The sequence below is a fragment of the Streptomyces sp. NPDC055103 genome (assembly GCF_053607625.1).
Genome location: NZ_JBSGTX010000001.1, coordinates 166,088 through 192,581, shown reverse-complemented (window position 1 = coordinate 192,581; position 26,494 = coordinate 166,088). Strand labels below are relative to the sequence as shown.

Here is a 26,494-nt window from a genome sequence, read left to right as displayed (position 1 = left end):
ACCCACGGGCTCAGACGTGCGTGGCGAGAGCCGACTTCACGGATGCGTCGAGGATGTCCAGCGCGAGGTCGAGGTCGCCGTCGGAGACGGTGAGCGGCGGGAGGAGCTTCACGACTCCACCGTCCGGACCGCAGGTCTCCAGCAGAAGACCGCGTTCGAACGCCGCCGCGCTGATCCGGTCGGCCACGGCGCCGCCGGCGGTCCTCAGGCCCAGGGCGAGGCCGCGCCCAGAGGCCGACAGGGCTTCCCCGGGGTAGGAGGCCACGATCTCCTGAAGGCCTCCGCCGGCGCGTTCTCCCTTGTCCCTGGTCGACTTCTCCAGCTCGTCGTCGCTCCAGTAGTGGCGCATCGACTCGGCCGCGGTCACGAACGCCAGGTTGAACCCGCGGAAGGTGCCGTTGTGCTCCGCCGGCTCCCACACGTCCAGCTCGGGCCGGATCAGCGTGAGCGCCATCGGAAGCCCGTAACCGCTGATGCTCTTCGACAGGCACACCATGTCGGGCTCGATCCCGGCGTCCTCGAAGCTGAAGAAGGAGCCGACGCGGCCGCAGCCCATCTGGATGTCGTCGACGATGAGGAGCATGCCGTGGCGCCGGCAGACGGCGGCGAGCTCCCGCAGCCATGCGACGCGGGCGACGTTGATCCCGCCCTCGCCCTGCACGGTCTCCACGATGACGGCGGCCGTCCCGGTGAGTCCGCCCTCGGTAGCCGCCAGCCGGCCCTCGATGTCCGCGACGCCGGGACCGTGATCGTCGTAGGGCAGTTCCACGCGGTCCGCGAGGGTCGTCCCGGCGGTGCGGCGGATCGCCGGGTCGCCGTTCACCGACAGGGCTCCCAGGGTCATGCCGTGGAACGCGTTCCTGAAGTGGGCCACCCACTTCCGTCCGGTGGCCTTCCGCGCCAGCTTGAGCGCCGCCTCCACCGCGTTCGCTCCGGCGGGACCGGGAAAGACGACCTTGTACGCCAGTCCCCGCGGCGCGAGGATCTTCTCCTCCAGCGCCTCAAGCAGCCGCCCTCTGGCCACCGTCCACATGTCGAGGGCGTGCGTGACCCCGTCGTTCTCGACGTAGTCGACGAGAGCGCGCTTGAGGACGGGATCGTTGTGGCCGTAGTTGAGCGTGCCGGCCCCGGCGAAGAAGTCCAGATAGGGCCTGCCGTCCGCCGCGTAGAGCCGGCTTCCCAGGGCCCGGCCGAACACCACCGGCCACCGTCGGCTGTAACTGCGCACCCCGGAGTCGAGCCGCTCGGCGATGCTCAAGACAGCACACCCGAGGTCCACAGCAACGCCGCGGCGGCGGCGGACGCCTTGTGGTACGCCTGCCGCTGCACGAGCGAGGTCACGCTGGTGCCGTCCAGGACGTCGGACGTCACCTCCTGCTCCCGGACCGCGGGCAGGTCGTGCATGAACACCGCTTCGGTCGATCCGCTGAAGCGCCGCACCAGGTCCTTGCTGACGTCGAAGTCCTCGAAGCGCGCCAGCCAGTCCTGATCGTGCCGGGCCGTGCTCATCGACTGCCACCGTGTCGTGTACACCGCGTCGACCGCGTCCGGCGTCTCGGGCACGTGATGGCGCTGGCGGACGACCTCTTCGCCCCGGATGGCGTTCAGCGACTCGATCTCCCGCGCGGAGAACCCCGAACCGTCCGGGCTGTAGACGTCGAGGCCGCGGAAGGGCAGCTTGCAGACGAGCAGCGCCAGCGACCGGGCCGTGTTGTTCACCTCGCCCAGATAGGCCAGGCGCAGCCCCGTGACGTCACCGAAGTGCTCACGCAGCGCGCACAGGTCCGCGATCGCCTGAGTGGGGTGCTCCTCGTACGTCAGGGCGTCGATCGTCGCCGGTACGTGCTCCGCCAGCGCTGCCAGGTCGCGCTGCGGTCCGTTGGTGCGGGCGACGACGACGTCGAGGTAGTGGGCCAGCATCGCGCCGGTGTCGCCCCAGGTCTCACCCGTGGAGATCTGGAGGTCGGCCTGGCCGAGGTGCAGGACGTCGCAGCCCAGCGTCGTCGCCGCGCTCCAGAACGACGTCCGGGTCCTGGTGGACGGCGCGGTGAAGACCAGGCCGACCCTCGTCCGGGCCATGCGGCCCGCATAGGATTGCGGGTCCTGTCCGTAGCGGAACGCGATCTCGCCGATGTCCGTGATCTCTTGCGGGCTGAGATCCGCCAGGCTCAGCAGGGGCCGCCGGTTCGGAAATGCAACAGTCATTGAATCCACTCGCTCCTCTGAAGGTGCGGTACGCGGCGACCTCGACCGCCGTCCCCGCGCTCGTGTCCCGTGACGACGTCTTGTCCCGTGACGGCGTCTCACCAGTCCAGATAGCGTTCGGGCCCGCCCTCGCGCACCGTGTCCAGCGTGACGCAGTGGAATCCGCCGCCCAGCACGCGCGAATGACGCAGCCGCCGCGGCGCGACGGTGATGCCCTTCGCCTCCAGCGCCCGGATCAGTTCGGTCTGGTTGGCGTCGACGACGGCCAGCTCCGGGCTGACCATCAGCAGGTTCATCCCGACCCACGGCGTGCTCAGCGTTCGCGAGAGCAGCGGTGCCACCGGCTCGTTGATCGGCGGGCACCAGATGACGTCCCATCCCCGCAGCGGCTCCGGGACGGTGTCCTCCTTCACGCGCTCGGGATTGAGCAGCACCAGGCCCGGTCGCAGGAAGCAGATCGTGCTGTCGATGTGTGTGCCCTGGTACAGGCCGCGCAGCGGATGCACACGGAAGTCGCCAAGGAGCCGCAGGGTCGACCGCAGCCACTGGAGGCCCATCTCGTTGCCGCTGCGGGAGACCTGGTAGAAGACGTCACGACCGAGCCGCAGGACGTTGGCCGCCTCGAAGGCCGGCTCCGCCTCGCCCAGGACGGGTTCGCCCGCCTCGTCGGTGAGGAACAGCTCGTCCCGCAGCTGCGGCCGCGGAGCACCGATCCAGTGCGCGCCGCGCTGCAGGTAGTCCTGGAACAGCTCCCTCAGATTGGACAGCTCGTAGTACCGGCCGCGTGACGGGCTCGGCGTCTCGATGATCGTGGAGCCGATGATCAGGGCGAGGTCCCGCGGACAGTACGAGTGGCGGCCCCGGGTCTTCCAGCCCGGGCCACCGAACTCCTGCTCGTGGTCGGAGGCCGGCGGCTGATGCACCACCACGCCCATCTCGCGCAGGGTCGTCACGAGGTCGGCCAGGTCCTCGTTCGTCTCCTCGATCACCCGCTTCGGGAACTGCCCGCCGACCTGCTCCCGTTCGGACGGTGAGAGCTCGGGGTAGTCGTTGAGCCAGGCTGAGAGGTCGGTCTGTGACGGAACTCCCGCGCTCGTCGCGTCGCCGACGACGATCTCCCGCAGCGGGCTGAACTCGTCCCAGGAGTTCACCGCCTTCGCCGGGTGACGCTGCCGGGTCTCGCCGCCGATGCCGGCGTCTGTTTCGGAATTGGTGTCCGCTGCCACTGTCATGTGTGGTTCTCCTCTGTCCTCTACGGCTCTTCTGGCTCTGTTACTCCGGAATGCGCGTGCCCCAGCGTCGGAATGTCAGGGCGCTTCCGCAGATCATCGTGCGCATCAGCCAGCGGTCCGTTCCGTCGAAGCGCGCGCTGAAAGGCGTACGGGCGTGGACGACCCGCTTGTTGTCGAAGATCAGCAGATCGCCCTTCCGCATCACATGGGAGATGGCGGCCTTGTCCAGCGCCGTACCCAGGTCCCTCAGCGCCGCCGCCGCCTCGACGTCGGCCTCGTCGACCACTTCCAGGTGGTGCGTGTCGTAGGCGATCTCCGGCGAGGACTCCGATCCGGAGAGGATCGCGAGCGGACGCATCGGCATGCCGTCCGGCAGTACGTGCGCGGGGTCAGGCCGCACGTGGAAGCGCGGCTGGCGGAGGATCGACAGCTGCTCGTCCGCGAGGTCGACGTCCTTGACCTGGGCGTACTTGGACGCCGCGGAGGTGTCGCCCCGCAGACAGATCAGGCCGGCGTAGTCGCAGCGGTCCTCGCGGAAGCTGTCCTCGCAGTGCCAGTCGAGCATGCCGGTGCTGCTCTGGCTGGTCTGGGTGAACTCCATCTTCCGCACCGGCACCATGTTCTGGACGATGCGCCCCTTGTACAGGCTCGCGTAGTTGAAGGGCTCACCGAGCATGACCGTCACCGCGGTGAGCAGCAGTGAGGCGTACTGCGCCGGTCCGGGGGGCGGCGCGGCGTACGGGGCGGCCGCCGTCGCGGGAAGTTCCGCGTTCTCCGGGAGGAGCCCACGCAGGAGGATCACGTCCCCCTCCGGCGCGTAGCGCCGGTATGCGATGACCTGGCGGCGCAAGGAGGCCGGCAGGAAGGAGTTCACTTCGAGCGCCAGATCGACGAATTCGTCCGGGGTGAGGGTCTCAAGATCCCTGTCGCCCACGAGCTTGCCGATCACCGCCCACAGTTCTTCGGCCTCGTGCGGCTGTATCTCGATCGTCGTCGTGGGCGACTGCTCTGCGGATGCCACTCCGGTCCCCTCTCATCTCAGCGTTTCACATTCGGGCATGAATACATTGCGCCAACAAAGGGAAGTTCAAGAAGGGGGCGCACACCGCCCTGGCCGCCGCACACCGGTCACACCGGTCCGGCAGATCTTCGCCGCATCATCGCCCGGAGCGTTTCCCGTTTCGGGAACCTCAATGGTGGGCGTTTCTTCTGCGCTCGGCGTGTTCAACATCTGAGCACGCCCCGCAGCGACATCGCAAGAGCCGGGCGAAGCACAGGGCGGGGACTCGGCGGGACCGGGCGGGCGACCTCTCGGCCACCCGGCCGGCGACCGCTCGGCGGCGTGTGCAGCTGCGGAATTTCCGCGATTGCACGATTCCCCCCGCGACATCTTGGGACCGATACGCGGGATTGCGCCGAAACCGCCCGTCACGGGCGTGGGCAACGGGCACCTCAACAGGGCACGCCATTTCGCAGGAAACTTAAACAACTAGGCTGCATTATTCGCCTAGCAGAAGGCCGAGGGGCCGCACTCGACCCCCCATTGACCTCATCCAAGCGCATGACGCATGATCATAGATGGACGCACCAGTGGGGGAGTCACTTCATGAATACGCCCGAAATTGAGCTGACCAAGCATGATGTCGAAACCATACTGAGGCAGTTTTCACCGGACGAAGACTTACCCGTGGTGGAGGTTCCGGTCACCGAGTTAGTTCTCACGGAATCACCTCGCTCAAAAGGGATCTCCGCAGACCACGTCCACACGCTCGCGGAAACCGACGACACCCTGCCCCCCATCCTCGTGCACCACGATTCGATGAAGGTGATCGACGGTCTGCATCGAGTGCAGGCGGCCGTCGTCAAAGGAGAGCGGGAAATCCGGGCCCGGCTCTTCAAGGGAAGTGACGAACAGGCCTATCTCCTGGCGGTCAAACTTAACACCACGCATGGCCTTCCCTTGCAATTGGCGGACCGGCGCAACGCCGCCCTACGGATACTCGGCATCTATCCCGAATGGTCGAACCGGGCCATTTCCGAGATCACCAGCCTCTCCGACAAGACGGTCGCCAAGCTGCGCGGCCAGAAGGCAGGGGGACCCGACAGGCAGAAGCGGAGGATGGGAAAGGACGGAAGATCCCACCCGCTGGACGTCAACTTCGGACGCCAACGAGCGAGCCAGTTCATCACCGACCGACCGGATGCCTCACTGCGCGAGATCGCGAGGGCCGCGGGTATCTCACCGAACACCGCACGGAGGGTTCGCAACAGCCTGCGGGAGGGGCAGAACCCCCTTCTCGAACCGACCTCCCGAGGTGCCGGCTCGTTCCTGGAGGCCGGCACCAAGGACAGTTCCCTGCGCTCCCTCACGAAGGCCGTCTCGACGCTGCCTCTTGGTGCCCGAGGGCCGACGTGGGTCACACTCAAGCGCGACCCCTCGCTGAGGTCGACGGAGACGGGACGTTTCCTCCTTCGCAGCCTGAGCCTGCACGCACTCACCTCTGACACCTGGGAAAGGGTGATCGAGGCGATCCCCCCTCACTCCGCCGGCGCTGTGGCCGACGTCGCCCGCAGGTGCGCGGCAGCATGGCAGGAGCTCGCCAACCGGCTTGATGCGACCGGGGATTGAGCGCCCGTCCGCGATCTCCTGACGTCCCGTCCCCGTCTGCCCGTTCCCATGTCCGTTCCAAGGAGTGCGTATGTCCCCCGCGTTGGCCCACGAGCAAGAACAGGACCTCTGGCGCTCGACGTACACGACCGCCGAAGGCTGGAGCAGGGACGGGGTCTTCTCCGGCCACAGAAGCGCGGCCGCACCGGCTCTCGCCCAGAACGGCGACAGCCTGCTCTGTGTCCACCGGGGAGCCCGTCAGGGCGTGGCGAGGAACATCCCGCTTCGCTGGACGTCCCACACTCCCGTGGACGTCAAAGGGCTGCTGGCCGCGGTCGACGAGGTGAAAGGTCACTACCGCGCGAGCCTGTCGGCCGCGGACCGGGCGTCCTTGGACGTTGACCTGGCCAGGACGACCGCCGCGGTCGACGCGGCCCGCCGGTGGACTCCGGACGCCGATCTCGGCAACGGCAACCTCGCCTTCCACACCCCTGCCGTCGCCGCGTACGAGGGCAGCGTCTACGCCGTGTACCACCGCTTCTGGGACGACGGCCGCGGCGCCCTCGGAACGGCCCGCCGACCGGCCGGCGGGCCGTGGGAAGAGGTGCGCAAGCAGGACGACCACGGCCACGGCCCGGGACGCTGGCCGGGCCTGGCCGTCTACCGAGGCCGGCTCCACCTGGTCTTCGCCGTCAACGGAACCGGCGGGGGACCCGAAGGCTCGGAGGGCGGGATCGTCCAGCACGCGACACTCACCGAGGACGGCGCATGGGTCCCTGTCCGGCACGGACGCGGCAGTGCGCGGCTCGCCGTGGTGAACGCCGAGCGGCAGGAGGCCCCGGAGGCAGCCATCATGCGGCCTCCGGGGAACTACGCCCTGGCCGAGCACGACGGCCTTCTCCACCTGCTCTACCGACAGGAGTACGACCTGCGTCTGTGGCACGCCACCTACGACGGCGACACGTGGAGCGAGGCCGTCGCCCTGGACGGCCTCACCAGCCGCCGCGGCGCGTCCCTCGCCTCCTACGACGGCGGGCTGCACGCCGTCTACCCCTCTCCGGACAGCGATCTGCTGTGCCACGCCGTCTACCGGGACGGCGAGTGGAGCGAGGGCGAGGTCATCGCAGGCCACGAGAGTCGGCACGACCCGGCCCTGGTCGCGTACGTCGACGCCGACGGCGGCCGGAGCCTGATCCTGGTCCACCGCGGCGTCGACCCCTCCGCGCCCCCGGCGCAGAACACGGGCCTCACTCCCCCGGCGCAGAGCACCGGCCTCACTCCCCCGGCGGGCGTGGAAGGCCCGACGGGCGAGGACTACTCCTCCTCGGACGGTCTCACCCGGGCCGTCCACCGGATCACGCTCCGCCGGGCCACTTCCCGCGAAGGCGGAGGCCACGCCATCGAGGCCCGCTGGACGGTCACCGCGCAGTACCGGCGCGGCCCCTTCTGGTACGACGACGAGGGCTCCCTCAGCGGCGAACTCCGGCTCCGCGGCGGCGTCGGAAACGGCGTCCTGGGAGCCCGAAGCGTCCGGGGCGACGTCAGCGGGGGCCTGTACGAGTGCACCGCACTGTTCGAGGACCTCTCCCCCGGTACGTACGAGGTCGCCCTGGTCGACGGCCGCATGACGAACGGCTACTGGTCCAGCGGCCGCCCGGACCGCCCAGCTGACCCCGCCGCCGCCGAGATCGACCTCCACCCTGTCCGTACCACCCTCACCATCACCGCCTGAGCCGGCGGCCGGTCACCGCCGTATCCGGCCCGCCCGGCCGCCGGCTCAGGCTCCGACGCTCTGGTAGCCGCGCATCCGCACCTGCCACCACTTGAGCGCGGCACCGAACCACACCAGGCCGATCAGGGGTGCGGCGAGAGCCGCGGGGGCCGAGAGGTGGAGGGATTCGGTCTTGTCCAGGAGGACGCTCGACGGGATGTACGCGACGACGGCCACGGGCATCACCCAGGTCAGACCCCACGTCAGGGCGCCGCCGAAGACGCGCGTCGGGTAGGAGCCGAACATCAGGTAGATGTTGTCGACGAGCTGGCTGGCCGCCCACGTCTGCACGGAACGGAAGCTCAGGGACGAGACGACGACCGCGGCCGCTCCTTCGGCCAGCGCGCCCCCGAGGACCGCGAGCACCAGGTAGGCGACGCTGAGCGGGGAGAAGTCGATGTCGACCAGGTTCACGGCGATCGTGAACAGGATGACCGCGGCCATCACGTCGCCGATCACGTTCATCCGGAACCGGCTGGTGGTGATCTGGAGGAACGGGTTCAGCGGCCGCACCAGATAGCGGTCGAACCGTCCTTCGCGGATCGTGGTGTCCATGATCGCGACCTGGTTGAAGGGGACGACCCAGACGGCGTGCGCCATCAGGCGCAGCGAGTAGAGGAAGGCCAGCTCTCCGAAGGTCCAGCCGGCGATGGAGTCGAAGGTGCGCAACACGGTCCAGACGAACGCGATGCCGCTGCCCTGGTAGACGAGACCGAGCGCGAGCAGCATGACGAAGTTCAGCCGGTACTGCATCTCGCCCCGCACCGCCGCCCGGTAGAGCAGGAAGGTCATGCGCGTGCTTCCCATTGCTGTCATCCTCCCTGAACCACGATGCGGTGGAGCGCGCGCGACCAGATCAGCCGTACCGTGCCCGCCAGCAGCACGATCCACAGGAGCTGGACGGCGATCGCCTGGAGGGCTTCGCCGCCCGCCAGTTGACCTCCGTAGATGGCGACGGGGGTGAACGTCGTCGCCTGGAAGGGCAGGAGCTCGGCGACCGTCCGCAGCCAGTCCGGGAAGAAGTACAGCGGGACGAGCACTCCCGCCAGGAACTGGCTGACGAGGGTGAAGAGCATGCTGAAGGCCCCGAGTTCGGTCGTCCAGAAGGCTCCGAGGCTGACGATCAGGTTGAGCAGCATGGAGATGCCGAACGCGACGAGGAGGCTGAGCAGCCAGTACCCGAAGGCCGCTGGGGAGGCGGGCGGCCCGAGCGGCCCGACGAGCGCGACGAGGGGCAGTGCCGCCAGCGCGAACAGCACCATGGACAGGGTTCCCCCCGTGAGATGGGCCAGCATCTGCGGTACGAAGCCGGCGGGCCGCAGGATGTCGAAGGCTATGCGCCCTTCCCGGACGAGCGAGTACAGGTAGGAACCGACCGTCGAGTCCTGCATCGCCCAGTTCTGGAGGTTGGCGATCGTCAGGTAGACCAGGACGTCGGCCAGCGCGACCCCGTTGACCACCCCCATGTCGCCGTACAAGGCCGTCCAGACCTTGCGGAGGATGAAGATCTGGAGGATGACGACGGCCAGCATGAAGAGCGCGTTCTGCCGGTAGGTCAACGCTATGCGCAGCCTGGCGCGGACGATCTGCAGGTAGGCGGGGAGGTTGCGGAGGGGGCCATCGGTGCGCGTGGCCTGGCCGGCGCTCATACAGCGATCGGGCGGTCGCCGTACAGGGTGTGCATGACGTCCTCGAGCTCGGGCTCCACGATCGAGAGGTCGGTCACGGGGCAGCGGCTCGTCACGGCCGCGATGATCTCGTGGGCCGAGATCCGGTTCGCCTCGAAACGTATCCTCAGCGTCGGTCCCTCGTCCGCGGTCACCTCGCCCGGAACGTCGGGACCGAGCAGTTCGGCGGCCTGGGCCCCTGTCAGCCCCGGGGCGAGCTGCACGACCAGTGTGCGGTGGGGCGCGTACGCGGCCTTCAGGTCGGCGACGCCGCCGTCGTAGAGGACCCGCCCCTGGTCGATGAAGACGACGCGCTCGCACAGCGCCTCGACGTCCACGAGGTCGTGCGTGGTGAGAACGATGGTGGTGCCGCTCTCCCGGTTCATCTCGGCGATGAAGTCGCGCATCCGGTCGCGCGCCACGACGTCCAGCCCGATGGTCGGCTCGTCCAGGTAGAGGATGGACGGTTCGTGGAGCATGGCCGCGGCGAGGTCGCCCCGCATGCGCTGGCCGAGGCTCAGCTGGCGGACCGGGCGGTCCAGGAACGGGGCCAGGTCGAGCAGTTCGATGAACCCGTCCAGTCTGCGGCGGTAGGCCGCCTCGGACATCCGGTACATCTTTCCCAGCAGGGTGAAGGAGTCCAGCAGCGGCAGGTCCCACCAGAGCTGGCTGCGCTGCCCGAACACGACTCCGATGTGCATCGCGTTCTTCTCCCGGTCCCGCCAGGGGGCGTGGCCCTGGACCTCGATGACACCGCTGGTCGGGACGAGCACCCCGGTCATCATCTTGATGGTCGTGCTCTTCCCCGCGCCGTTGGGCCCGAGGTATCCGACGAGTTCACCGTCCGACACCGTGAAGTCGACGCCGTCGACGGCCCGGACCTCGTCGTACTGCCGGGTGAACAGGGTCCTGAGGCCGCCCAGCGCGCCCTCGTGACGGCGCGGGCGCCGGTAGTACTTGGTCAGTCCCTCTGCTCTGATCAACGTCGGCACAGGGAATCACCCGACCCAGAATCGAGCGAGTAATCGGACGGAACTGGCTGCGGCGCCAGGCGTAATTGATCGGCCGTCGATTCCGTACTCATCTTCATTCTGCACGCTTTCTCAAGAAGATTTCACCATGAAACCCGGCACTATGTGCCTGCGTCCGCCGCAGCCGATGCGCCGTGATCCGCCCCGGCCAATGCCAGATGGTGCATCATGAACCGGGCTGCTTCAAGCTCGTGCCATTTCACCACCGGAATGAGACCGCCGACCCCGAGCGTGCTCAATGCCGCCGATCGGACATTGACGTCGGGAGTCCATCCGCCGGGGCGCAGTCGTTCGCTCGCGATACCGATCAGATAGGCCGCGGCCCAGAGCTCGCGCGTCGCGACGGGGCCGATGACCCCCTCGACGTACTGGGCCGCGGGATCGCTCCTGGACCAGGCGTACCAAAGGGAATCGACCAGGCCGGCGTCCACACCGAGCGCCTGCTCCGCCTGGCGCCACGGCGTCCGCCGCCAGACCCGACGGCCGGAGCGTTCGCCTTCGAGCAGAAGGGCGTACGTCGCGCCTTCCCGGTAGTGAGGAACGGCGTTCAGTCCGTCGAGCACCTCGGAACCCGGCAGACCGAGGTTCTGATAGCCGCACGCGGACCGCCATCTCTCGGCGGAGTTTCCGGCGACGCTCTGCGTGCCCTGATGCTCAATCAGATTCGGAATCGACACGACGACGGGTACGTGACGGCGCTCCAGATATTCCAGCATCACCGCGTCGTCCTCACGACGCATCGGAACAAGAGAACGTGCCTCTTCCGAGAAGCGGACGGCGTGGTCCACGGGCAGCATCAGAGCCAGAGTCGGCGTATAGATCTCGTCTATCGCCGACACCCACCCGGCGCCGGCGAGCGCGCCCAGCCGGACCGCCGAGCCGTCGGGCCCGTCCCAGTTCGCATAGAACGCCACGGCCGACCGGGGAAACCTCACCGCTGCCGCACGCGCGACGGTCAGCAGATCGGCAGACGGCACGACATCGTCCTGAAGCACCAGGTGATGCGTCGCGCCTTCCTCGAACGCCGCCCATGCCTCGACGCTCGTCCGCAGAGGATTGGGCACCCCACCGGGCTCCGGATCCGTGACCACCGTGACCTCGCCACCGAGGAGGTCGACGAGGCCGTTCGCCATCGCGGCGCGCGCCGGGTGAGTCATGACGGCCACACTCAAGCGAGCCGTTGCCATTGTTCAGCCTCGACAATCGAGCTAGAGGAAACGTGCACGGCCGGTTCCCTACGGTCGCGGACAGACGTGGGCGGGGCCGCGCGAGGAGACCCCGCGCACCCGAGCGATGCCGTCTCCACGCCACGCGCCCTTCCGAGCGCCCCGCTGGTACCGGATTCCCACAACTCCGTTACCTCACCAGAGGCTCCGAACTCTGTCCACCGCGCACCGCACAGGAGCGTTCACCCTTCTCCCACGCGTTCCGTGCTTGTACGATCGCGTCGCCGGACCTGTCGATGAAGTGCCGCCCCAGCGCGCGGACTTGCCCACGGCCGGACCGTGTCAGATCGCGTCGGGCGGGTTCACGCGGTGCTCTCGGGAGCTTCGTCGACAGGGCGGCGGGCCTCCGCGAGCGCGACCATGTGGACGAACCACTCCAGGACGGCGCGCAGCTCCTCACCGTGGTCGGCGAAGACCTCCAGCGGGAACGAGGGACGCAGGTCCAGCTTCGCCTCCGCGAGCACGATGCCGTCCACGCGGTTCAGTCGCGCCATCAGCTCGCGCCGCAGCGCCTCGTCGTCGAAGGGCGGCCGGCGCTTCAGGTGCTGGAAGACCACCTCGGCGGTGCCCGTCACCGGATACAAGGCCAGAGGCCAGAGCGATCGTGCGCGAGCACCGCCCACGGACAGCATCGGGAAGCAGCTGGTCTCGCTCTTCTTCCCGTAGTCGAGGAAGCCGCCCCGCTCCTCCCAGAACCGCAGGCTCGCGAGCACTTCCTCCGCCGTGCCGGGCGTCTGGTTGTCGCGCAACAGTGTCTCGAAGCGCGCCGCCACAGTCTCCCCGTCGCCGACGCCCCCGGAGCCTCCCGCCCTCTCGGCGGTTCGAACCGGTGTCTCGTCCTCGAAGTCGTCCTTGCCCACCAGGGCGGCCAGGTCCCCTGCCGTGAGTCGATGGGCCCTGCGAGCGCGACCCCACTCGTCGAACGGAACGCCCTCCGACTCCAGAACGCTCCGCGGGTCGGGCGCGTTCTCCTGCCCATCGGGCCAGCGGAAACCGGGCGAGATCTTGCCGTCGGCCATCAGCACGCGATAGGCCCCGTGCAGCGCGGGACGGGTACTGATGTGGCTGCCGACCGCGACGGCATGGGTGCCGATGAGGGCGGCGAGGTCGCCGTACGTCGTCCACGTACCCGTCGGCATGTTCATCAGTGCCTGGCGGAGCTCTCCCCAGCCGGTCCACTCGGCGTCGGCGTGGACCACCCCGTCGATGGGCCCGGGCCACAGCTCCACGGCCCGGTCGCTCATCTCCTCGGCGCGCGCGAGGATCTCCGCTCTTCCCCAACGCTCCTGGGCCGCGATGCGCTGGTTCATGCGCAGGGCGCTGGAGTCGAGGATCTGCTGCTTGCGGTGGAAGGGGTGGTTGGAGAGGCGGGTGTTGTCGCCGGACAGCGTGAGGTTGCCGAGGGTGTGCACCAGCTGGGTGTGCAGCTCCTCCGGGCTCTCGGTCTCTCCGGCCTCCTCCGCGAGGAGGTCGAACCACTGCTGGGCGGGGTGCTGCGGCAGCACGTGCTCCACGGTGAGCTTCGCCTTGCCGTAGTCGACGGGCTCGCTGGCGGCGTAGCTCTCCTCGAAGCGGCGCAGGATCTCGAAGCGCTGGTGCGAACGCCCCGACTTGTAGAAGGGGCGGCTGCGGATCGACTCCCGCGTCACCGCGTCGGAGGGCCAGACCCGCGTCCCCGTCTTGGCGGACAGTGCGCGTCGTACCGCGTCCGCGAGCGAGCGCCCGTTCTCCAGCTCCTTCTCCACCTCCTTGGGCAGTTCCATGAAGGTGCGGTTGTTGCCCGTGGTGGAGTTGCCGGCGAACAGACGACGCACCATGTAGCTCTCGGCGTACGCGAGAGCGGCGCTCGCCTCCTTGGGGTCGCAGTCCCCCTCGTCCAGCCGGTCGAGCAGCTGGAGCGCGAGCGGATAGTGGGTCTGGCCGCCCCAACGGGCGAGCCGTTCCAGCACCTCCCGCAGGCCGGCGTCGCTCTCCCTCGACGGCTCGACGATCCGCATGAGGCGACCGGCCCGCACGTACAGCCGCGAGACCTCGGCCTCCAGGGCGCCCTCGTCCGAGCTGATCGGTTCGAGACGCTTCTTCTGGTCCTGGTAGATCTCGCTCTGCTTGGCCCGGTTGTCACCGTCGACGACCAGGTCGAGCCAGACGAGCAGCTCCAGCCTGGCCGGGCCGAGCAGCTCCTGCATCGGCAGCCACAAGGTGCGGTAGACGGCCTCGCCACGCTTGGGGAGGCACATGAAGAGGTAGTTGCGCAGCAGATCGCTCTGACTGAGGCCGACACCCGTGTTGTTGATGGACTCGAAGATCCGGTACACGTTGTCGCCCTCGGCGGCGGTGATCGAGACGATGGAGAGGAAGTCCCTGAGCACGGACTCCACAGCGCCGGTCCATTCCTCGCCGGCGCGCTCCTCGCCCTCGGTCAGAGCCGCCAGGAAGAACCGGTACGCGCCACCGATGTTGCCCGGACCGCCGGCGGTGGGGAGCGACTCCACACAGGCGACGAACGCCTCACGGTCGGCCTGCGTCGGCAGGAGACGGTAGTGGTCGTTCCCGTCCTGGTAGCCGTTGACCAGGACCAGATCGTGAATACGATCCGCCTTCTTCCCCCGCCCCCGCACCCGATGGCGGTCCCGCAGGGCGGTGAAGGCGAGCATCAGCGTGGTCAGCCGCTGCTGACCGTCCACGACGAGCCAGCGCTGCATCCCGCCCGCCGCGACCCGCTCCGGCGCGAGCACCACCGACCCGAGGAAGTGAGCCGCCGGCTCCCTGCCCTCCAGCTTGTCCTCGACGAGTTCCAGCACGTCGTCCCACAACTGGCTCAGCTCGTCACGCTGCCAGGTGTACGTGCGCTGATACAGCGGGACCTGGAACTGCGTCTCGCCGTGGACCAGCTTGCTGAACGTCGTCTCCTGTGCGTGCACGCCCATCCCCTCCCCGACACTTGCCCCCGTCGGCCCGCCATTGTGCCGTACCCGCTCTTCCACGAGTTCCGAGAGCACCGGCACGCGGGCCTGCACCTGGAGAAGCCGGCTCCGGAGGTGGGGGGCGGCTTCCCTCAGCGGAACGCGGGGATGATCTCGGAGCCGTAGGCGTCGATGGTGCCCTCGCGGTTGTCGTGCATGGCGTAGACGGCGAACTGGTCGACGCCCAGGTCCTTGAGGTGGCGGAGCTTTTCGATGTGGGCCGCGGCGGGGCCGAGGAGGCAGAAGCGGTCGACGATCTCGTCGGGGACGAAGGTGGTGTCGGGGTTGTCGGCGCGGCCGTGGTGGGAGTAGTCGTAGCCGTGCCGGTCCTTGATGTACGCCGTCAACTCCTCGGGAACCATCGAGGAGTGCTCGCCGTACTTGGCGACCAGGTCGGCGACGTGGTTGCCGACCATGCCGCCGAACCAGCGGCACTGGTCCCGGGCGTGGGCCAGGGCCTCCGGGGAGTCGTCGGCCGTGAGGTAGGCGGGGGCCGCGACGCAGATCGTGAGGGCGTCGGGGTCGCGGCCCGCGTCGGTGGCCGCCTGGCGGACGGCCTTGACCATCCACTCCGTGAGGAAGGGGTCGGCGAGCTGGAGGATGAACCCGTCGGCCTTCTGGCCGGCCAGGGCGAGGGCCTTGGGGCCGTACGCAGCCATCCACACCGGCAGCTTGCCGTCCTTGATCCACGGGATGTGGATCGGGTTGCCGTCCACCTCCGCCTCGCGGCCCTCGGCCAGGTCGCGGATGACGCCGATGGCCTCGCCCAGGCGGGCCAGGGTGTTGGGGCGGCGGCCGGCCACGCGCATCGCGGAGTCGCCGCGGCCGATGCCGCAGACGGTCCGGTTGCCGTACATGTCGTTGAGGGTCGCGAAGGTGGAGGCCGTCACCTCCCACGTACGGGTGCCGGGGTTCGTCACCATCGGGCCCACGTGCAGCTTGGTGGTGTTGGCGAGGATCTGGCTGTAGATGACGAAGGGTTCCTGCCAGAGTACGGCGGAGTCGAAGGTCCAGCCGTAGCGGAAGCCGTTGCGCTCCGCCCGGCGCATCAGGCCGACGACCTGCGAGGCGGGCGGGTCGGTCTGCAGGACGAGTCCGAAGTCCACGCGGGGACCTCCAAGTTCGAGTCGGTGCGTTGGGACCACTGGGCCGTTCAGCCCAGGTACTGGCAGAGACCGCGCGGCACGAACGCTCCGTGGCCGGCGTGACCCACGTACTTGCGCTGGTCGATGACGACCTCGCCGCGCGAGAGGACGGTCTCGACCTGGCCGGTCACCTTCTTCCCCTCGTACGCCGAGTAGTCGACGTTCATGTGGTGGGTCTCCGCCGACAGCGTCTGGGTCGCGTGCGGGTCGTAGATGACGATGTCGGCGTCCGCGCCCGGCGCGATCGTGCCCTTCTGCGGGTAGAGGCCGAACATCCTCGCCGGTGACGCGCAGGCGATCTCGATCCAGCGGCGCCGGGAGATGTGCCCGTCGACGACGGCCTGGTGGAGGAGGTCCATGCGGTTCTCCACGCCCGGCAGGCCGTTGGGGATCTTCGAGAAGTCGCCGCGGCCCAGCTCCTTCTGGCCGACGAAGCAGAACGGGCAGTGGTCGGTGGAGACCACCTGGAGGTCGTTCGTCCGCAGCCCCCGCCACAGGGCCGCCTGGTGCTCCTTCGGGCGCAGCGGGGTCGAGCAGACGTACTTGGCGCCCTCGAAGTCCGGCTCGGCCAGATTGTCCGTCGACAGGAACAGGTACTGCGGACAGGTCTCGCCGAAGACCGGAAGGCCCTTGTCCCTGGCCGCCGCCAGCTCCGCGACCGCCTCCTCCGCCGAGACGTGCACGACGTACAGCGGGGAGCCCGCGACCCGGGCGAGCTGGATCGCCCGGTGGGTGGCCTCCGCCTCCAGCAGGGCCTTGCGGACCTCGCCGTGATGGCGGGGGTCGGTCTCGCCCCGGGCGAGCGCCTGCTCGACGAGGACGTCGATCGCGATGCCGTTCTCCGCGTGCATCATGATCAGTCCGCCGGTGTCACCGGCCACCTGCATCGCCCGCAGGATCTGCCCGTCGTCCGAGTAGAAGACCCCCGGATACGCCATGAACAGTTTGAACGAGGTCACGCCGTGCTCGATGAGCTTCGGCATCTCCTTGAGCGTCGACTCGTTCACATCCGACATGATCATGTGGAAGGCGTAGTCGATCGCGCACGCGCCGTCCGCCTTCTCGTGCCAGGCGCTGAGGCCGGCGTGCAACGGCTCGCCCTTCGCCTGTACGGCGAAGTCGACGATCGTCGTCGTCCCGCCCCACGCCGCGGCCCGCGTGCCCGTCTCGAACGTGTCCGACGCGGACGTGCCGCCGAACGGCAGTTCCATGTGCGTGTGCGCGTCGACCCCACCCGGGATCACGTACTTCTGCGACGCGTCGATCACCCGGTCGGCCGTCCACCGCTGACTTCCCACCGCCGCCAGCGCCACCACCCGGCCGTGCTCGATCAGCACGTCCGCGTGGATCTCGTCGGAGGCCGTGATCACCAGCCCGCCGGTGATCAGAGTCCTGGTCATTTGCCGGTTTTCCCTTCATGCCGGTCGCGGATCGCCGATCACCGATCGCCGACCACGACACCGTCTACGGGGGGCACGCCCCGGCCCTTCGTACGGGCCGTGGTGCGTCGACTACAGGGCTCTGAGCGCCTCTTCGAGGATCGCGGCGCCTTCCTCGGCCTCGGCGACGGTGAGCGAGAGCGGCGGGGCGACCCGCAGCACGCTGGTGTTGTGTCCGCCGCCCTTGCCGATGAGCAGGCCGTTCTCCCGGGCCGTCTCCAGGACGGCGGAGGCCGCGTCCGGGTCGGCCCGGTCGGTGCCCGGTTCGGTGAGTTCGATGCCGGCCATGAGGCCGCGGCCCCGCACCTCCCGCACGGCGTCCACACCCGCGGCGGCGGCCCGTACGCGCTCGATGAGGAGGCCGCCGACGCGGCGGGCGTTGCCCTGGAGGTCGTGTTCCAGGAGGTACGAGAGGTTGGCGAGGCCCGCGGCCATGGTGACCGGCGAACCGCCGAAGGTGGAGATGGAGTTGGCGTCGACGCAGTTCATGATCTCGGCGCGGGCGACGACCCCGCCGACGGACATGCCGTTCCCGATGCCCTTCGCGAAGGTGAGGATGTCGGGCGGTCCGGCCTCGCCGTGGGCCTGCCAGCCCCAGAAGTGGTCACCCGTGCGGCCCCAGCCGGTCTGCACCTCGTCGGCGATCCAGAGGATGCCGTGCCGGTCGAGGACGCGCCGGAAGGCGGCGTACAGGCCGTCGGGCGGGGAGGTGAAGCCGCCGACGCCCTGGACGGGCTCGGCGATGAGGGCGGCGACGTCCCGGGTGTGCCCGAGGAGGTCCTCGAGGTCGGCGACGCAGGCGTCGATGAACCGCTCGTCGGTGTACTGCGCGTAGGGGCCGCGGGTGCGGACGCCGCCGTGCACGTACAGCGTCTGGAGCGGCGAGAGGCTGGTGGGCGACCAGGCGCGGTTGCCGGTGATGCCGACGGTGGAGAAGGAGCGGCCGTGGTAGCTGTTGCGCATCGCCAGGATCTGGTTCGAGCGGCGGTACGCGGTGGCCAGGAGGAGGGCCGTGTCGTTGGCCTCGGTGCCCGACGTGGTGAAGAAGACGCGGGCGTCGGGGATGCCGGAGAGGCCGGCGATCCGCTCGGCGAGCTCCACCATGGGGCGGTTGAGGTAGAGCGTCGAGGAGTGGATGATCCGGCCGGCCTGCTCGGCGACGGCCTTGGTGACCTCGGGCAGCGCGTGGGCGGTCATGGTGGTGAGGATGCCGCCGAAGAAGTCGAGGTACTTGCGCCCCTCGGCGTCCCAGACGTGGCGGCCCTCGCCGTGGGTGATCTCGACGGGGTCGCGGTAGTAGAGGGCGACCCAGTCGGGGATGACGGCCTTGTGCCGGTCGTACAGGCTGCTCACGGTCGCACCAGCCCGTCGTACGCGTCGGGGCGGCGGTCCCGGTAGAAGGCCCACTGCTGCCGCACCTGTTCGATCAGGCCGAAGTCGAGGTCCCTGACGAGGAGTTCCTCGCTCTTGTCGGAGGCGACGTCGCCGACGAACTGGCCGCGCGGGTCGACGAAGTAGCTGGTGCCGTAGAAGTCGTTGTCGCCGTACTCCTCGACGCCGACGCGGTTGATCGCGGCGATGAAGTACTCGTTGGCGACGGCCGCCGCCGGCTGTTCCAGCTGCCAGAGGTGGGAGGAGAGGCCGCGGTGAGTGGCCGACGGGTTGTAGACCAACTGTGCGCCGTTCAGGCCGAGTTGGCGCCAGCCTTCGGGGAAGTGGCGGTCGTAGCAGATGTAGACGCCGACCCTGCCGACGGCGGTGTCGAAGACCGGCCAGCCGGCGTTGCCCGGGCGGAAGTAGTACTTCTCCCAGAAGCCCTTGACCTGCGGGATGTGATGCTTGCGGTACTTGCCGAGGTAGGTGCCGTCGGCGTCGATGACGGCGGCGGTGTTGTAGTAGAAGCCCTCGCCCTCGACCTCGAAGACGGGGACGACGATCACCATCCCGGTCTCCCGGGCGAGCTCCCGCATCCGCGTGACGGTGGGGCCGTCGGGGACGGGCTCGGCCCAGCGGTAGTGCTCGGGCTCCTGGACCTGGCAGAAGTAGGGGGCGTTGAACACCTCCTGGAACCCGATCACCTTGGCGCCCTGCCGGGCGGCCTCCCGGGCGTGCTCCTCGTGTTTGGCGATCATGGATTCGGTGTCGCCGGTCCAGGTCGCCTGGACGAGCGCGGCGCGTACGACGTCGGTCATGAGCTGCTCCTTCGGCACGGCGTCAGAGAGCCTCTACGCCCGTAGACGCGGGGCGTAGGAGGAGAACGTAAGCCCCGTCACACCCCGGAGCAAGACCACCGCCGCGAAGCGGCGGCGTCGATCATGTTTCATACCCGAGTGGGCCACGTCGGACACGTACCGACACGTACCCGGAAGTAATGACACGTTCCCTGGTCGGCCTCTCAGGACCCTTCGGCCCGGATCGGCAAGACGCTCCTCAGGCGCCCGCGAGGCCCGCCACGCGCAGGGCGTGCAGGAGGTCGCGTTCACGGGTGACGGAGACCGCGCGAGCCGCGTCGAGGAGCTGGGGGACGAGTCCGCGCGGGTCCGCGCCCGCGAGGCGGGCGGCGTCCTCGGGTGCCCTGACCCGGACGAAGGCGGTGAGCAGGGCGTGCGCCTCGCGATGGTGGTCCTCGGCGTGCAGGGCGGCGCACGCCCCGGCGAGCTCCTCCACCGGGCGGGCCACGCCCTGACGGAGAAGCTGGTCGCAGTCGGCCGCCCGGCCCGCGTCGGCGAGCACCCCGGCGACGGCGGCGAGCCGCCCGGGCGGCAGCGAGGCCGCCTCCCAGAGCAGGGTGGACCAGTCGGCGCCGAGGCCGGCCCGGTGCAGCTCGGCGGCGAGGGCGGGCAGCCGGTCCGGGGGGCCGTTGAGCGCCTCGCAGAGGAGTGCGTGGGCCTCGCCGCTACGGCCCTGGGCGCGGAGCCGCTGGAGGGCGTAGACCGCGTTGGCCGCGGCGCGGGCGGCGGCCACCGAGTCCGCCGCCCCGGGGGCGGAGGCCCGGGTCGCCCTGCCCGCCTCCGCGGTCTCGCCACCGCCGCCGAACCTGGCGCCGCGCGGCGCCGCTCCCCCGGTCGGCAGCACGGGCACCGTCACCGCCGCCTGCTCCTCGGCGCTCTCCTCCAGCCAGGCGTACCGGGCGCCACGGGCCCGGCGCTTCACCGACGGGGCCGGGGCGGGACCGGAGGCCGGGGCCGGGGTGGGGGTGGAGGCCGGGGTCGGGGCGGGGCTGGAGGCCGCGCTCTGGGCGGATGCGGGCGCCGGGGCGGCGACCGCTGGCCCGGCGGTCCCTCCGAGGCGGGTCAGGCGGGTGGTCAGTTCGGCGACGCGGGCCGTGGCCCGGGCGTGGTCGTCGCGGATCCAGGCGAGGTCGTTCTCCAGGCCGGCCGCCTCCGCCGAGCCCGCGGCCGACCGGAGCCGCTCCTCCAGCTCGCGGGCGCGGGACTCGGCGTACCGTCGCTCCCGCTCCATGAGGCCCCGCCGCTCGGCGAGCGCGGCGGCCCCGCCGGGGCGACGGTCGTGGGCGGTGGCCGCCGCCGCGTACAGCGACCCGGCCCGGGCGGCGAGCGGGCCGTCGGCGGGCTCTCCCGCGTCCTGGAGCAGCGACTCGACGACGTCCCAGGGCAGGATCTCCGCGCCGTCGAAGCAGGCACGGAGCCCCTCGGGGTCACGGGCGGCGAAGACGCCGTACCAACCGGCGTCCGGCTGGAGGCGGCCCGCGAGCTCCGCCAGCAGGCGCGTGAACGCCGCGACCTCCACCGGAAGTTGATACACCGTCATGCGTTTCGCACCTGCCCCGCCGTCGACTGCGACCTTCCGGTCCGCGGGTATTGGACCGCAGTCGTGTTACGGGACGACTACGGTCCGTTTTCGGTCCGGCGCCTCACTCCGCGGAGACGTGGAAGCGCACGACGATTCCGGTGTGCGGGCGCTTGCCGAGCCGGACGATCATGGCCGGTACGTCGGTCAGCCAGTACTGCCAGGTGTACTTGCGCGAGAGCAGGCTCCGGATCCGGCGGAGCTCCTCCCCCTCGACAAGCCGGCCCTCGCCGGGGAAGCGCGTGGCGCCCTCGGCGACGTTGCCGCGCAGGTCGCAGACGGCGACCTCGATCCGCGGGTCGTTCCGCAGCCGCTTGACCTTCCAGGAGTCGGCGCGGGTCCACGCGTACAGCTCGGAGCCCTCCACCGCGTACCAGACGGGTGTCGCGACCCCCGTGCCGTTCTTTCGGAAGGTGGTCAGGCTCACGTAGCGGCCGCGCCGCAGCTCATCGGGCATCATGCCCGGAGCCTAGGCGGTGCCGCGCCGGGGGCGGGGCGTCGGGCCGGGGGCGGGGGCGGGCGTCGGGCCGGGGGCGGCGTCAGGCCGGGGCCGGGCGTCAGGCCGGGGTCGGGTTGGAGGCGTGGGTGAGGGTCTCCCAGGCGACGAAGAGGTCGTCGGTGCCGCTCGGCCGCTGGGTCCTGGCGAGCTTCGCGGTCTGCGGGAGCTTCATGCCCATCCGGCCTTCGAGGTGGTTGAGGGCGACCTCGACGTCCGGGCCCATGGTCCGCTCGACCTTGCCGCCGCAGAGCCACTTCGGGGCGGTCTCGCCGAGCTGGTAGCGCGCGTGGAACTCCAGTGCGGCGCTCAACCGTTCGGCCTCCTCGCCGTACAGGTCGAGTCCCTGGTGCCAGGCGGTCTCGGCGATGTGGGCGGTGGCGGCGAGCGAGTACCCGATGTGCATGAAGTTGCGGCAGGTCTCCTGTCCGAGCCCGTCGGCGTAGGTGCGCTGCCCGAACCAGTACGTGGCCAGCTCGTCGGCGGTGTCGATCGTGCCGCCGGCCGGAGCCTTGGGCAGGGCTCCGTCGGAGGAGAGGTAGAAGTAGGCGGGGACCCGCGTCCGGTAGCGCCGTACCGCCTCCTCGAAGACCGTACGGTCCTCCAGGAACACCGCCATGCCGATGGCGGCGTCGGTCATCGCCAGTTCCCAGTTGCCGTTGTAGTCGGACACCTTGGCGGTGACGGCGGGCAGGTACGCCTTGCGCAGCATCCACTTGAACCGCTGGACGTCGGGCCCGCCCCAGGCCGGGTATCCGGAGTGCACGATCTCGGCGGCGCGCGCCCAGGACGAGCCGGACCAGGCGGTCTGCAGGTCGGCGTCGTCGCGGGTGTGTTCCTTCACCGTCTTCGACCAGGCGTCCATGATCTCGACGGCCTTGTCGGCGTGCGCGGCCTTGCCGGACACCGACCACATGAGGGCGTGGGTGTAGGCGGCGATGGCGTCCTCGCGCTCGGCGACACAGGCGTCGGTCCCGGCGTTGGAGGCACAGGCGACGATCTTCGCGGGGTGCGGGGTGTAGTCGAGCGCGGCGTACTCGCTCGCACCCATCGCCTCGAACGCGGAGGTCCAGGGCTCCTCCCCCGCGGCGACCCGGCGGCGCACCGCCGCCAGCTGGGCGCCGCCGACGAGGACTCCGGGGTGGCGGAACGTCTCCGGCGCGACGGACCGGGGCTGCTCGACGGCCCCGGTGACGGCGTCGTCCGTCCCGCAGGCCGTCCCGAGGAGCAGCAGGGGGCCCAGAAGGGCGGCGACGATGCGATTCCGGAGAAGGTGCACGGGTCCACGCTCACCCGAGCCGACCGGACCCGCATCTGGTACTACGCCACCGGGCTGGCCGCTTCGTACGCGGCGCGGGCCTCGGTGATGGCGGGGGCGCGGGCGCGAGCCCACACGCAGGCCGTGTCGAGCGGTCCGATGAGGGAGCGCCCGAGGGGCGTGAGGGCGTACTCGACACGGGGCGGGTTCTCGTCGTGGACGGTCCGGGTGACGAAGCCGTTCCGCTCCATGGAGCGGAGGGTCTCGGTGAGGACCCTGGGGCCAGGGACCTCCGTTCTACGGTCCGGGCATGGACATCGAGAGCGGCATCAACGGCATCAACAGCACCACCAACAGCAACAACAACGGGTTGCGTCTCGCGGTCTTCGGCGCCGGCGGGCGTGTCGGCCGGGCGGCCGTGGCCGAGGCGGTGGCCCGGGCCCACCGGGTGACGGCCGCGGTCCGTGACCCGGCCGCGCACCGCGACCTGGAGGGCGGAGCGGACCGGCGCGTACCGCACGGCCGTGGGCACGGTCGTCGAGGGGCCGGGCCGCGTCGGGCACGCCGATCTGGCGCTCGCGCTCCTGGACGAGATCGAGCGCCCGCGACACAGCCGGGTGCAGCTGGCCGTCTCGCTGTGACCGGCGGCCCCGTCAGACCGGGGCCGGGGCGCAGAGCACCACCAGCTGGTCCATGGAGAGGTCGAGGACCCTGGCGAGGGCCGCGACGGTGAAGAAGGCGGGCGTCGGGGCCCGCCCGGTCTCGATCTTGCGGAGGGTCTCGGCGGACAGGCCGGCCGCGGCCGCGATCTCGACCATGGACCGCTCGCCGCGCGCCGAGCGCAGGAGGAGGCCCAGGCGCTCGCCGCGCTCGCGCTCTTCGGGGGTCAGGGGTGTGCGCACCATGCCACCATTCTAATACCGGTATAGTAATTGGCATGGTGGAGATCAAGACGAACGAATCCCTGGCGTCGATGCGCGAGTCCGGGCGGGTGGTGGCCAGGGCCCTCGCGGCGGTACGGGAGAAGGCGGCGCCCGGCGTCGCGCTGACCGAGCTCGACCGGGCCGCCCGCGAGGTCCTGGCGGAGGCGGGCGCCGGTTCGCCCTTCCTCGACTACCACCCGGAGTGGGCCCCGGTGCCGTTTCCCGCGGTCGTCTGCCTCTCCGTGAACGACGCGATCGTGCACGGCATCCCGGACGGGACGCGCCTGGCCGACGGCGACCTGGTCTCCGTCGACTGCGGGGCGCTCCTGGACGGCTGGGCGGGCGACTCGGCCGTCAGCTTCACGGTCGGCCGGGCCCGCCCGGAGGACACGCGCCTGATCGCCGCGGCGGACGAGGCCCTGGCGGCGGGCATCGCGGCGGCCGTCGTCGGCAACCGCGTCGGCGACATCGCGCACGCGATCGGCCGGGTCTGCCGCGACGCGGGCTACGGCATCCCGGACGGCTTCGGCGGCCACGGCATCGGCCGCACCATGCACGAGGACCCAGGCGTCCCCAACGAGGGACGCCCGGGCCGGGGCATGAAGCTGCGGCACGGAATGGTGCTCGCGATCGAGCCGATGCTCATCGGCGGCGGCACGGACGACCACTACACGGCGCGGGACGGCTGGACCATCCGTACCCTCGACGGCTCGCGCGCGTCCCACGCCGAGCACACGGTCGCGATCACGGACGACGGCCCGCGCGTGCTCACCGCCCTGTAGGACCCCGGAGGCGCCCGCTACCTGGCCGGCCGGACGACCATCGCCGAGCCGCCGCCCCTGCGGACCGTCTCCGCGGCGGCCACCCAGCGGCCGTCGGGGAGGCGCTGGACACCCGTGGCGGCGCCGATCTCCGGGTTCTGCCGGAAGCCGTGCCCGATTCCCTCCAGTTGCGCCCTCAGCGGGCTGTTCCACAGGCCGGGTTCGAGTTCGGTGGTGGCCTGGTTGCGCTGGCTGGCGCGGGGCGCGGCGATCGCGTCGACGAGCGGCAGGCCCCGGTCGACGACGCCGGTGAGGGTCTGGAGGACCGTCGTGATGATGGTCGCGCCGCCGGGTGAGCCGAGGGCGAGGACGGGTCGGTCGTGCCCGTCGAGGACGATCGTCGGGGAGATCGAGGAGCGCGGGCGCTTGCCGGGGCCGGGCAGGTTCGGGTCGTGCACGGCCGGGTTCGCGGGGGCGAAGGAGAAGTCGGTCAGCTCGTTGTTGAGCAGGAAGCCCCGGCCGGGCACGGTGATGCCGCTGCCGCCGGTGGACTCGATGGTCAGGGTGTAGGCGACGACGTTGCCCCACTTGTCGGCGGCCGTCAGATGGGTGGTGTTCTCGCCCTCGTACGTGGTCGGGGCCGCGGTCCCGCCACTCGCGCAGGGCGCGGGGTTCCGCGGGTCGCCGGGCGCGAGCGGGCTGGCCAGGACGGCGTCGTCGCGGATCAGGCAGGCGCGGGAGTCGGCGTACCGCTGGGAGAGCAGTTCGCGGGTCGGCACGGACTCGAAGGCGGGGTCGCCGACCCAGCGGCCCCGGTCGGCGAAGGCGATCCGGCTGGCCTCGATGTACCGGTGGAGGTAGCCGGCCGGGGTGGCGGCGGCGAGGTCGGTGCCCTCCAGGATGTTGAGCGCCTCGCCGACGCTCGTGCCGCCGGAGGAGGACGGGGCCATGCCGTAGACGTCGAGCCCGCGGTACGCGACCTTCGTGGGCCTGCGGGACTCGGTGCGGTACGCGGCGAGGTCACGCTCCGTCAGGTCGCCGGGGCGGACGACTCGGGTGGCGCCCTCGCGGAGCCGGGGCGTGCGGACCGTGTTCACGATGTCCCGGGCGAGCGGCCCCCGGTAGAGGGCGCCGACGCCCTCGCGGCCGAGGGTGTCGTACGTACGGGCCAGGTCGGGGTTCTTGAACACCGAGCCGACCACGGGTAGTTGGCCGCCGGGGAGGAAGAGGTCGGAGGAGGCGGGGAAGTCACGGAACCGGGCCTCGTTGGCGGCGGTCTGGGACCGGAAGGTGGGGTCGACGGTGAAGCCCTCGCGGGCGAGCCGCTCGGCGGGTTCGAGGAGGGTGGAGAGGCGCTTGCTGCCCCAGGCGTCGAGGGCGGTCTTCCAGGTCGCCGGGGTGCCGGGGGTGCCGACGCCGAGGCCGCTGGTCATGCCCTCCGCGAAGGGGATCGGCTGACCGTTCTCCACGAAGAGGTTCGCGTCGGCGGAGCGCGGCGCGGTCTCCCGCCCGTCGACGGTGTGGACCGTACGGCTCTTGGCGTCGTAGTACACGAAGTAGCCGCCGCCCCCGATCCCCGCGGAGTACGGCTCGGTGACGCCGAGGGCCGCGGCGACGGCGACGGCGGCGTCCACGGCGTTGCCGCCCTTGCGGAGCACCTCGATGCCGGCGGCCGAGGCGTCGGCGTCGACGCTGGCGACCGCTCCGCCGTAGCCGACGGCGACGGGCTCCTTGACCGGTCCCGGCGAGGCGCCGGGAGGGGCCGCGGGTGGCGCGGCGGCGCCTACCGAGAGGACCGTCGCCGCGACAGCGAGAGCGGAGACCTTCCGAGCGGCGGATCGACGCATGCGCAACCTCCAGTCAACAACCGTCCGCGCAGCGTAACTTCCCTTCACCCGTCCCGTCAGGACCGCCTCGTAGGTCTCGAACGTCACGAGCGACTCGAACGTGCGGCCGATG

General features: G+C 70.5%; 23 protein-coding genes. 4 read left to right on the top strand and 19 right to left on the bottom strand.

Annotated elements, in window-relative coordinates:
• Positions 1 to 10: 10 nt before the first annotated feature.
• From ectB to ACWFR1_RS00960, 4 genes are all read right to left on the bottom strand, one after another.
• The gene (gene ectB, locus ACWFR1_RS00975; protein WP_453545069.1) at positions 11 to 1,279 is read right to left on the bottom strand and encodes a diaminobutyrate--2-oxoglutarate transaminase; all 1,269 of its coding nucleotides are present in this window, start codon (positions 1,277 to 1,279) and stop codon (positions 11 to 13) included.
• A complete protein-coding gene (locus ACWFR1_RS00970) occupies positions 1,255 to 2,205 on the bottom strand; it encodes an ornithine carbamoyltransferase (protein WP_453545068.1) in 951 nt (316 codons plus the stop codon). The genes ectB and ACWFR1_RS00970 overlap by 25 nt, the downstream gene beginning before the upstream one ends.
• A 98-nt stretch (positions 2,206 to 2,303) precedes the next feature.
• Positions 2,304 to 3,437 carry an inosamine-phosphate amidinotransferase 1 gene (locus ACWFR1_RS00965; RefSeq protein WP_453545067.1) on the bottom strand — a complete coding sequence of 378 codons (1,134 nt, stop codon included), beginning with the start codon at positions 3,435 to 3,437 and terminating at the stop codon, positions 2,304 to 2,306.
• Between the two features lie 40 nt (positions 3,438 to 3,477).
• Positions 3,478 to 4,458, bottom strand: a complete 981-nt coding sequence (locus ACWFR1_RS00960) for a TauD/TfdA family dioxygenase (RefSeq protein ID WP_453545066.1) — start codon at positions 4,456 to 4,458, stop codon at positions 3,478 to 3,480.
• A 585-nt stretch (positions 4,459 to 5,043) separates the two neighbouring features.
• Between ACWFR1_RS00960 and ACWFR1_RS00955 the strand changes: the two genes are divergently transcribed.
• Both ACWFR1_RS00955 and ACWFR1_RS00950 read left to right on the top strand, forming a co-directional pair.
• Complete coding sequence (locus ACWFR1_RS00955) at positions 5,044 to 6,066, top strand: hypothetical protein (protein WP_453545065.1); 1,023 nt, start codon at positions 5,044 to 5,046, stop codon at positions 6,064 to 6,066.
• Positions 6,067 to 6,136: 70 nt separating this feature from the next.
• Positions 6,137 to 7,777 carry a hypothetical protein gene (locus ACWFR1_RS00950; protein ID WP_453545064.1) on the top strand — a complete coding sequence of 547 codons (1,641 nt, stop codon included), beginning with the start codon at positions 6,137 to 6,139 and terminating at the stop codon, positions 7,775 to 7,777.
• A gap of 45 nt (positions 7,778 to 7,822) precedes the next feature.
• Here ACWFR1_RS00950 and ACWFR1_RS00945 read toward each other — a convergent pair whose 3' ends face one another.
• The 13 genes from ACWFR1_RS00945 to ACWFR1_RS00885 form a co-directional block, all read right to left on the bottom strand.
• Entirely contained in the window at positions 7,823 to 8,623 is an 801-nt protein-coding gene (locus ACWFR1_RS00945; RefSeq protein ID WP_453545063.1) for an ABC transporter permease, read from the bottom strand.
• A 5-nt stretch (positions 8,624 to 8,628) separates the two neighbouring features.
• Entirely contained in the window at positions 8,629 to 9,465 is an 837-nt protein-coding gene (locus ACWFR1_RS00940) for an ABC transporter permease (RefSeq protein WP_453545062.1), read from the bottom strand.
• Entirely contained in the window at positions 9,462 to 10,466 is a 1,005-nt protein-coding gene (locus ACWFR1_RS00935; RefSeq protein WP_453545061.1) for an ABC transporter ATP-binding protein, read from the bottom strand. Before ACWFR1_RS00935 ends, ACWFR1_RS00940 begins: the two co-directional genes overlap by 4 nt.
• A gap of 149 nt (positions 10,467 to 10,615) precedes the next feature.
• Positions 10,616 to 11,671, bottom strand: coding sequence for a hypothetical protein (locus ACWFR1_RS00930; protein WP_453545060.1), 1,056 nt, complete (start codon positions 11,669 to 11,671; stop codon positions 10,616 to 10,618).
• Positions 11,672 to 12,042: 371 nt separating this feature from the next.
• Positions 12,043 to 14,667 (bottom strand): GmrSD restriction endonuclease domain-containing protein, encoded by a 2,625-nt coding sequence (locus tag ACWFR1_RS00925; RefSeq protein ID WP_453545059.1) that lies wholly within the window; start codon positions 14,665 to 14,667, stop codon positions 12,043 to 12,045.
• A gap of 128 nt (positions 14,668 to 14,795) precedes the next feature.
• On the bottom strand, positions 14,796 to 15,809 hold the full coding sequence (locus ACWFR1_RS00920; protein ID WP_453545058.1) for a TIGR03842 family LLM class F420-dependent oxidoreductase: 1,014 nt from the start codon (positions 15,807 to 15,809) through the stop codon (positions 14,796 to 14,798).
• 47 nt (positions 15,810 to 15,856) lie between these two features.
• On the bottom strand, positions 15,857 to 17,248 hold the full coding sequence (hydA, locus tag ACWFR1_RS00915) for a dihydropyrimidinase (protein ID WP_453545057.1): 1,392 nt from the start codon (positions 17,246 to 17,248) through the stop codon (positions 15,857 to 15,859).
• Between the two features lie 111 nt (positions 17,249 to 17,359).
• Positions 17,360 to 18,640 carry an aspartate aminotransferase family protein gene (locus ACWFR1_RS00910; protein WP_453545056.1) on the bottom strand — a complete coding sequence of 427 codons (1,281 nt, stop codon included), beginning with the start codon at positions 18,638 to 18,640 and terminating at the stop codon, positions 17,360 to 17,362.
• Positions 18,637 to 19,479, bottom strand: coding sequence for a nitrilase-related carbon-nitrogen hydrolase (locus tag ACWFR1_RS00905; RefSeq protein ID WP_453545055.1), 843 nt, complete (start codon positions 19,477 to 19,479; stop codon positions 18,637 to 18,639). The genes ACWFR1_RS00910 and ACWFR1_RS00905 overlap by 4 nt, the downstream gene beginning before the upstream one ends.
• Positions 19,480 to 19,717: 238 nt before the next feature.
• A complete protein-coding gene (locus ACWFR1_RS00900) occupies positions 19,718 to 21,058 on the bottom strand; it encodes a UL36 very large tegument protein (protein WP_453545054.1) in 1,341 nt (446 codons plus the stop codon).
• A gap of 103 nt (positions 21,059 to 21,161) precedes the next feature.
• Positions 21,162 to 21,557, bottom strand: a complete 396-nt coding sequence (locus tag ACWFR1_RS00895) for a PPOX class F420-dependent oxidoreductase (RefSeq protein ID WP_453545053.1) — start codon at positions 21,555 to 21,557, stop codon at positions 21,162 to 21,164.
• 97 nt (positions 21,558 to 21,654) lie between these two features.
• Positions 21,655 to 22,872, bottom strand: coding sequence for an alginate lyase family protein (locus ACWFR1_RS00890; protein ID WP_453545052.1), 1,218 nt, complete (start codon positions 22,870 to 22,872; stop codon positions 21,655 to 21,657).
• 41 nt (positions 22,873 to 22,913) lie between these two features.
• A complete protein-coding gene (locus ACWFR1_RS00885) occupies positions 22,914 to 23,102 on the bottom strand; it encodes a winged helix-turn-helix transcriptional regulator (RefSeq protein ID WP_453545051.1) in 189 nt (62 codons plus the stop codon).
• A gap of 213 nt (positions 23,103 to 23,315) precedes the next feature.
• On the opposite strand from ACWFR1_RS00885, the gene ACWFR1_RS00880 reads away from it, so the two are divergent.
• Positions 23,316 to 23,492, top strand: coding sequence for a hypothetical protein (locus tag ACWFR1_RS00880; protein WP_453545050.1), 177 nt, complete (start codon positions 23,316 to 23,318; stop codon positions 23,490 to 23,492).
• Between the two features lie 12 nt (positions 23,493 to 23,504).
• On the opposite strand, the gene ACWFR1_RS00875 is transcribed toward ACWFR1_RS00880, so the two are convergent.
• Complete coding sequence (locus ACWFR1_RS00875; protein WP_453545049.1) at positions 23,505 to 23,756, bottom strand: helix-turn-helix domain-containing protein; 252 nt, start codon at positions 23,754 to 23,756, stop codon at positions 23,505 to 23,507.
• A 32-nt stretch (positions 23,757 to 23,788) separates the two neighbouring features.
• Here ACWFR1_RS00875 and map point away from each other — a divergent pair, with 32 nt between their 5' ends.
• Entirely contained in the window at positions 23,789 to 24,556 is a 768-nt protein-coding gene (gene map / locus ACWFR1_RS00870) for a type I methionyl aminopeptidase (protein ID WP_453545048.1), read from the top strand.
• Between the two features lie 17 nt (positions 24,557 to 24,573).
• Here the strand turns inward: map and ggt are convergent, their stop codons facing one another.
• A complete protein-coding gene (gene ggt, locus ACWFR1_RS00865; protein ID WP_453545047.1) occupies positions 24,574 to 26,382 on the bottom strand; it encodes a gamma-glutamyltransferase in 1,809 nt (602 codons plus the stop codon).
• Positions 26,383 to 26,494 lie beyond the last annotated feature (112 nt).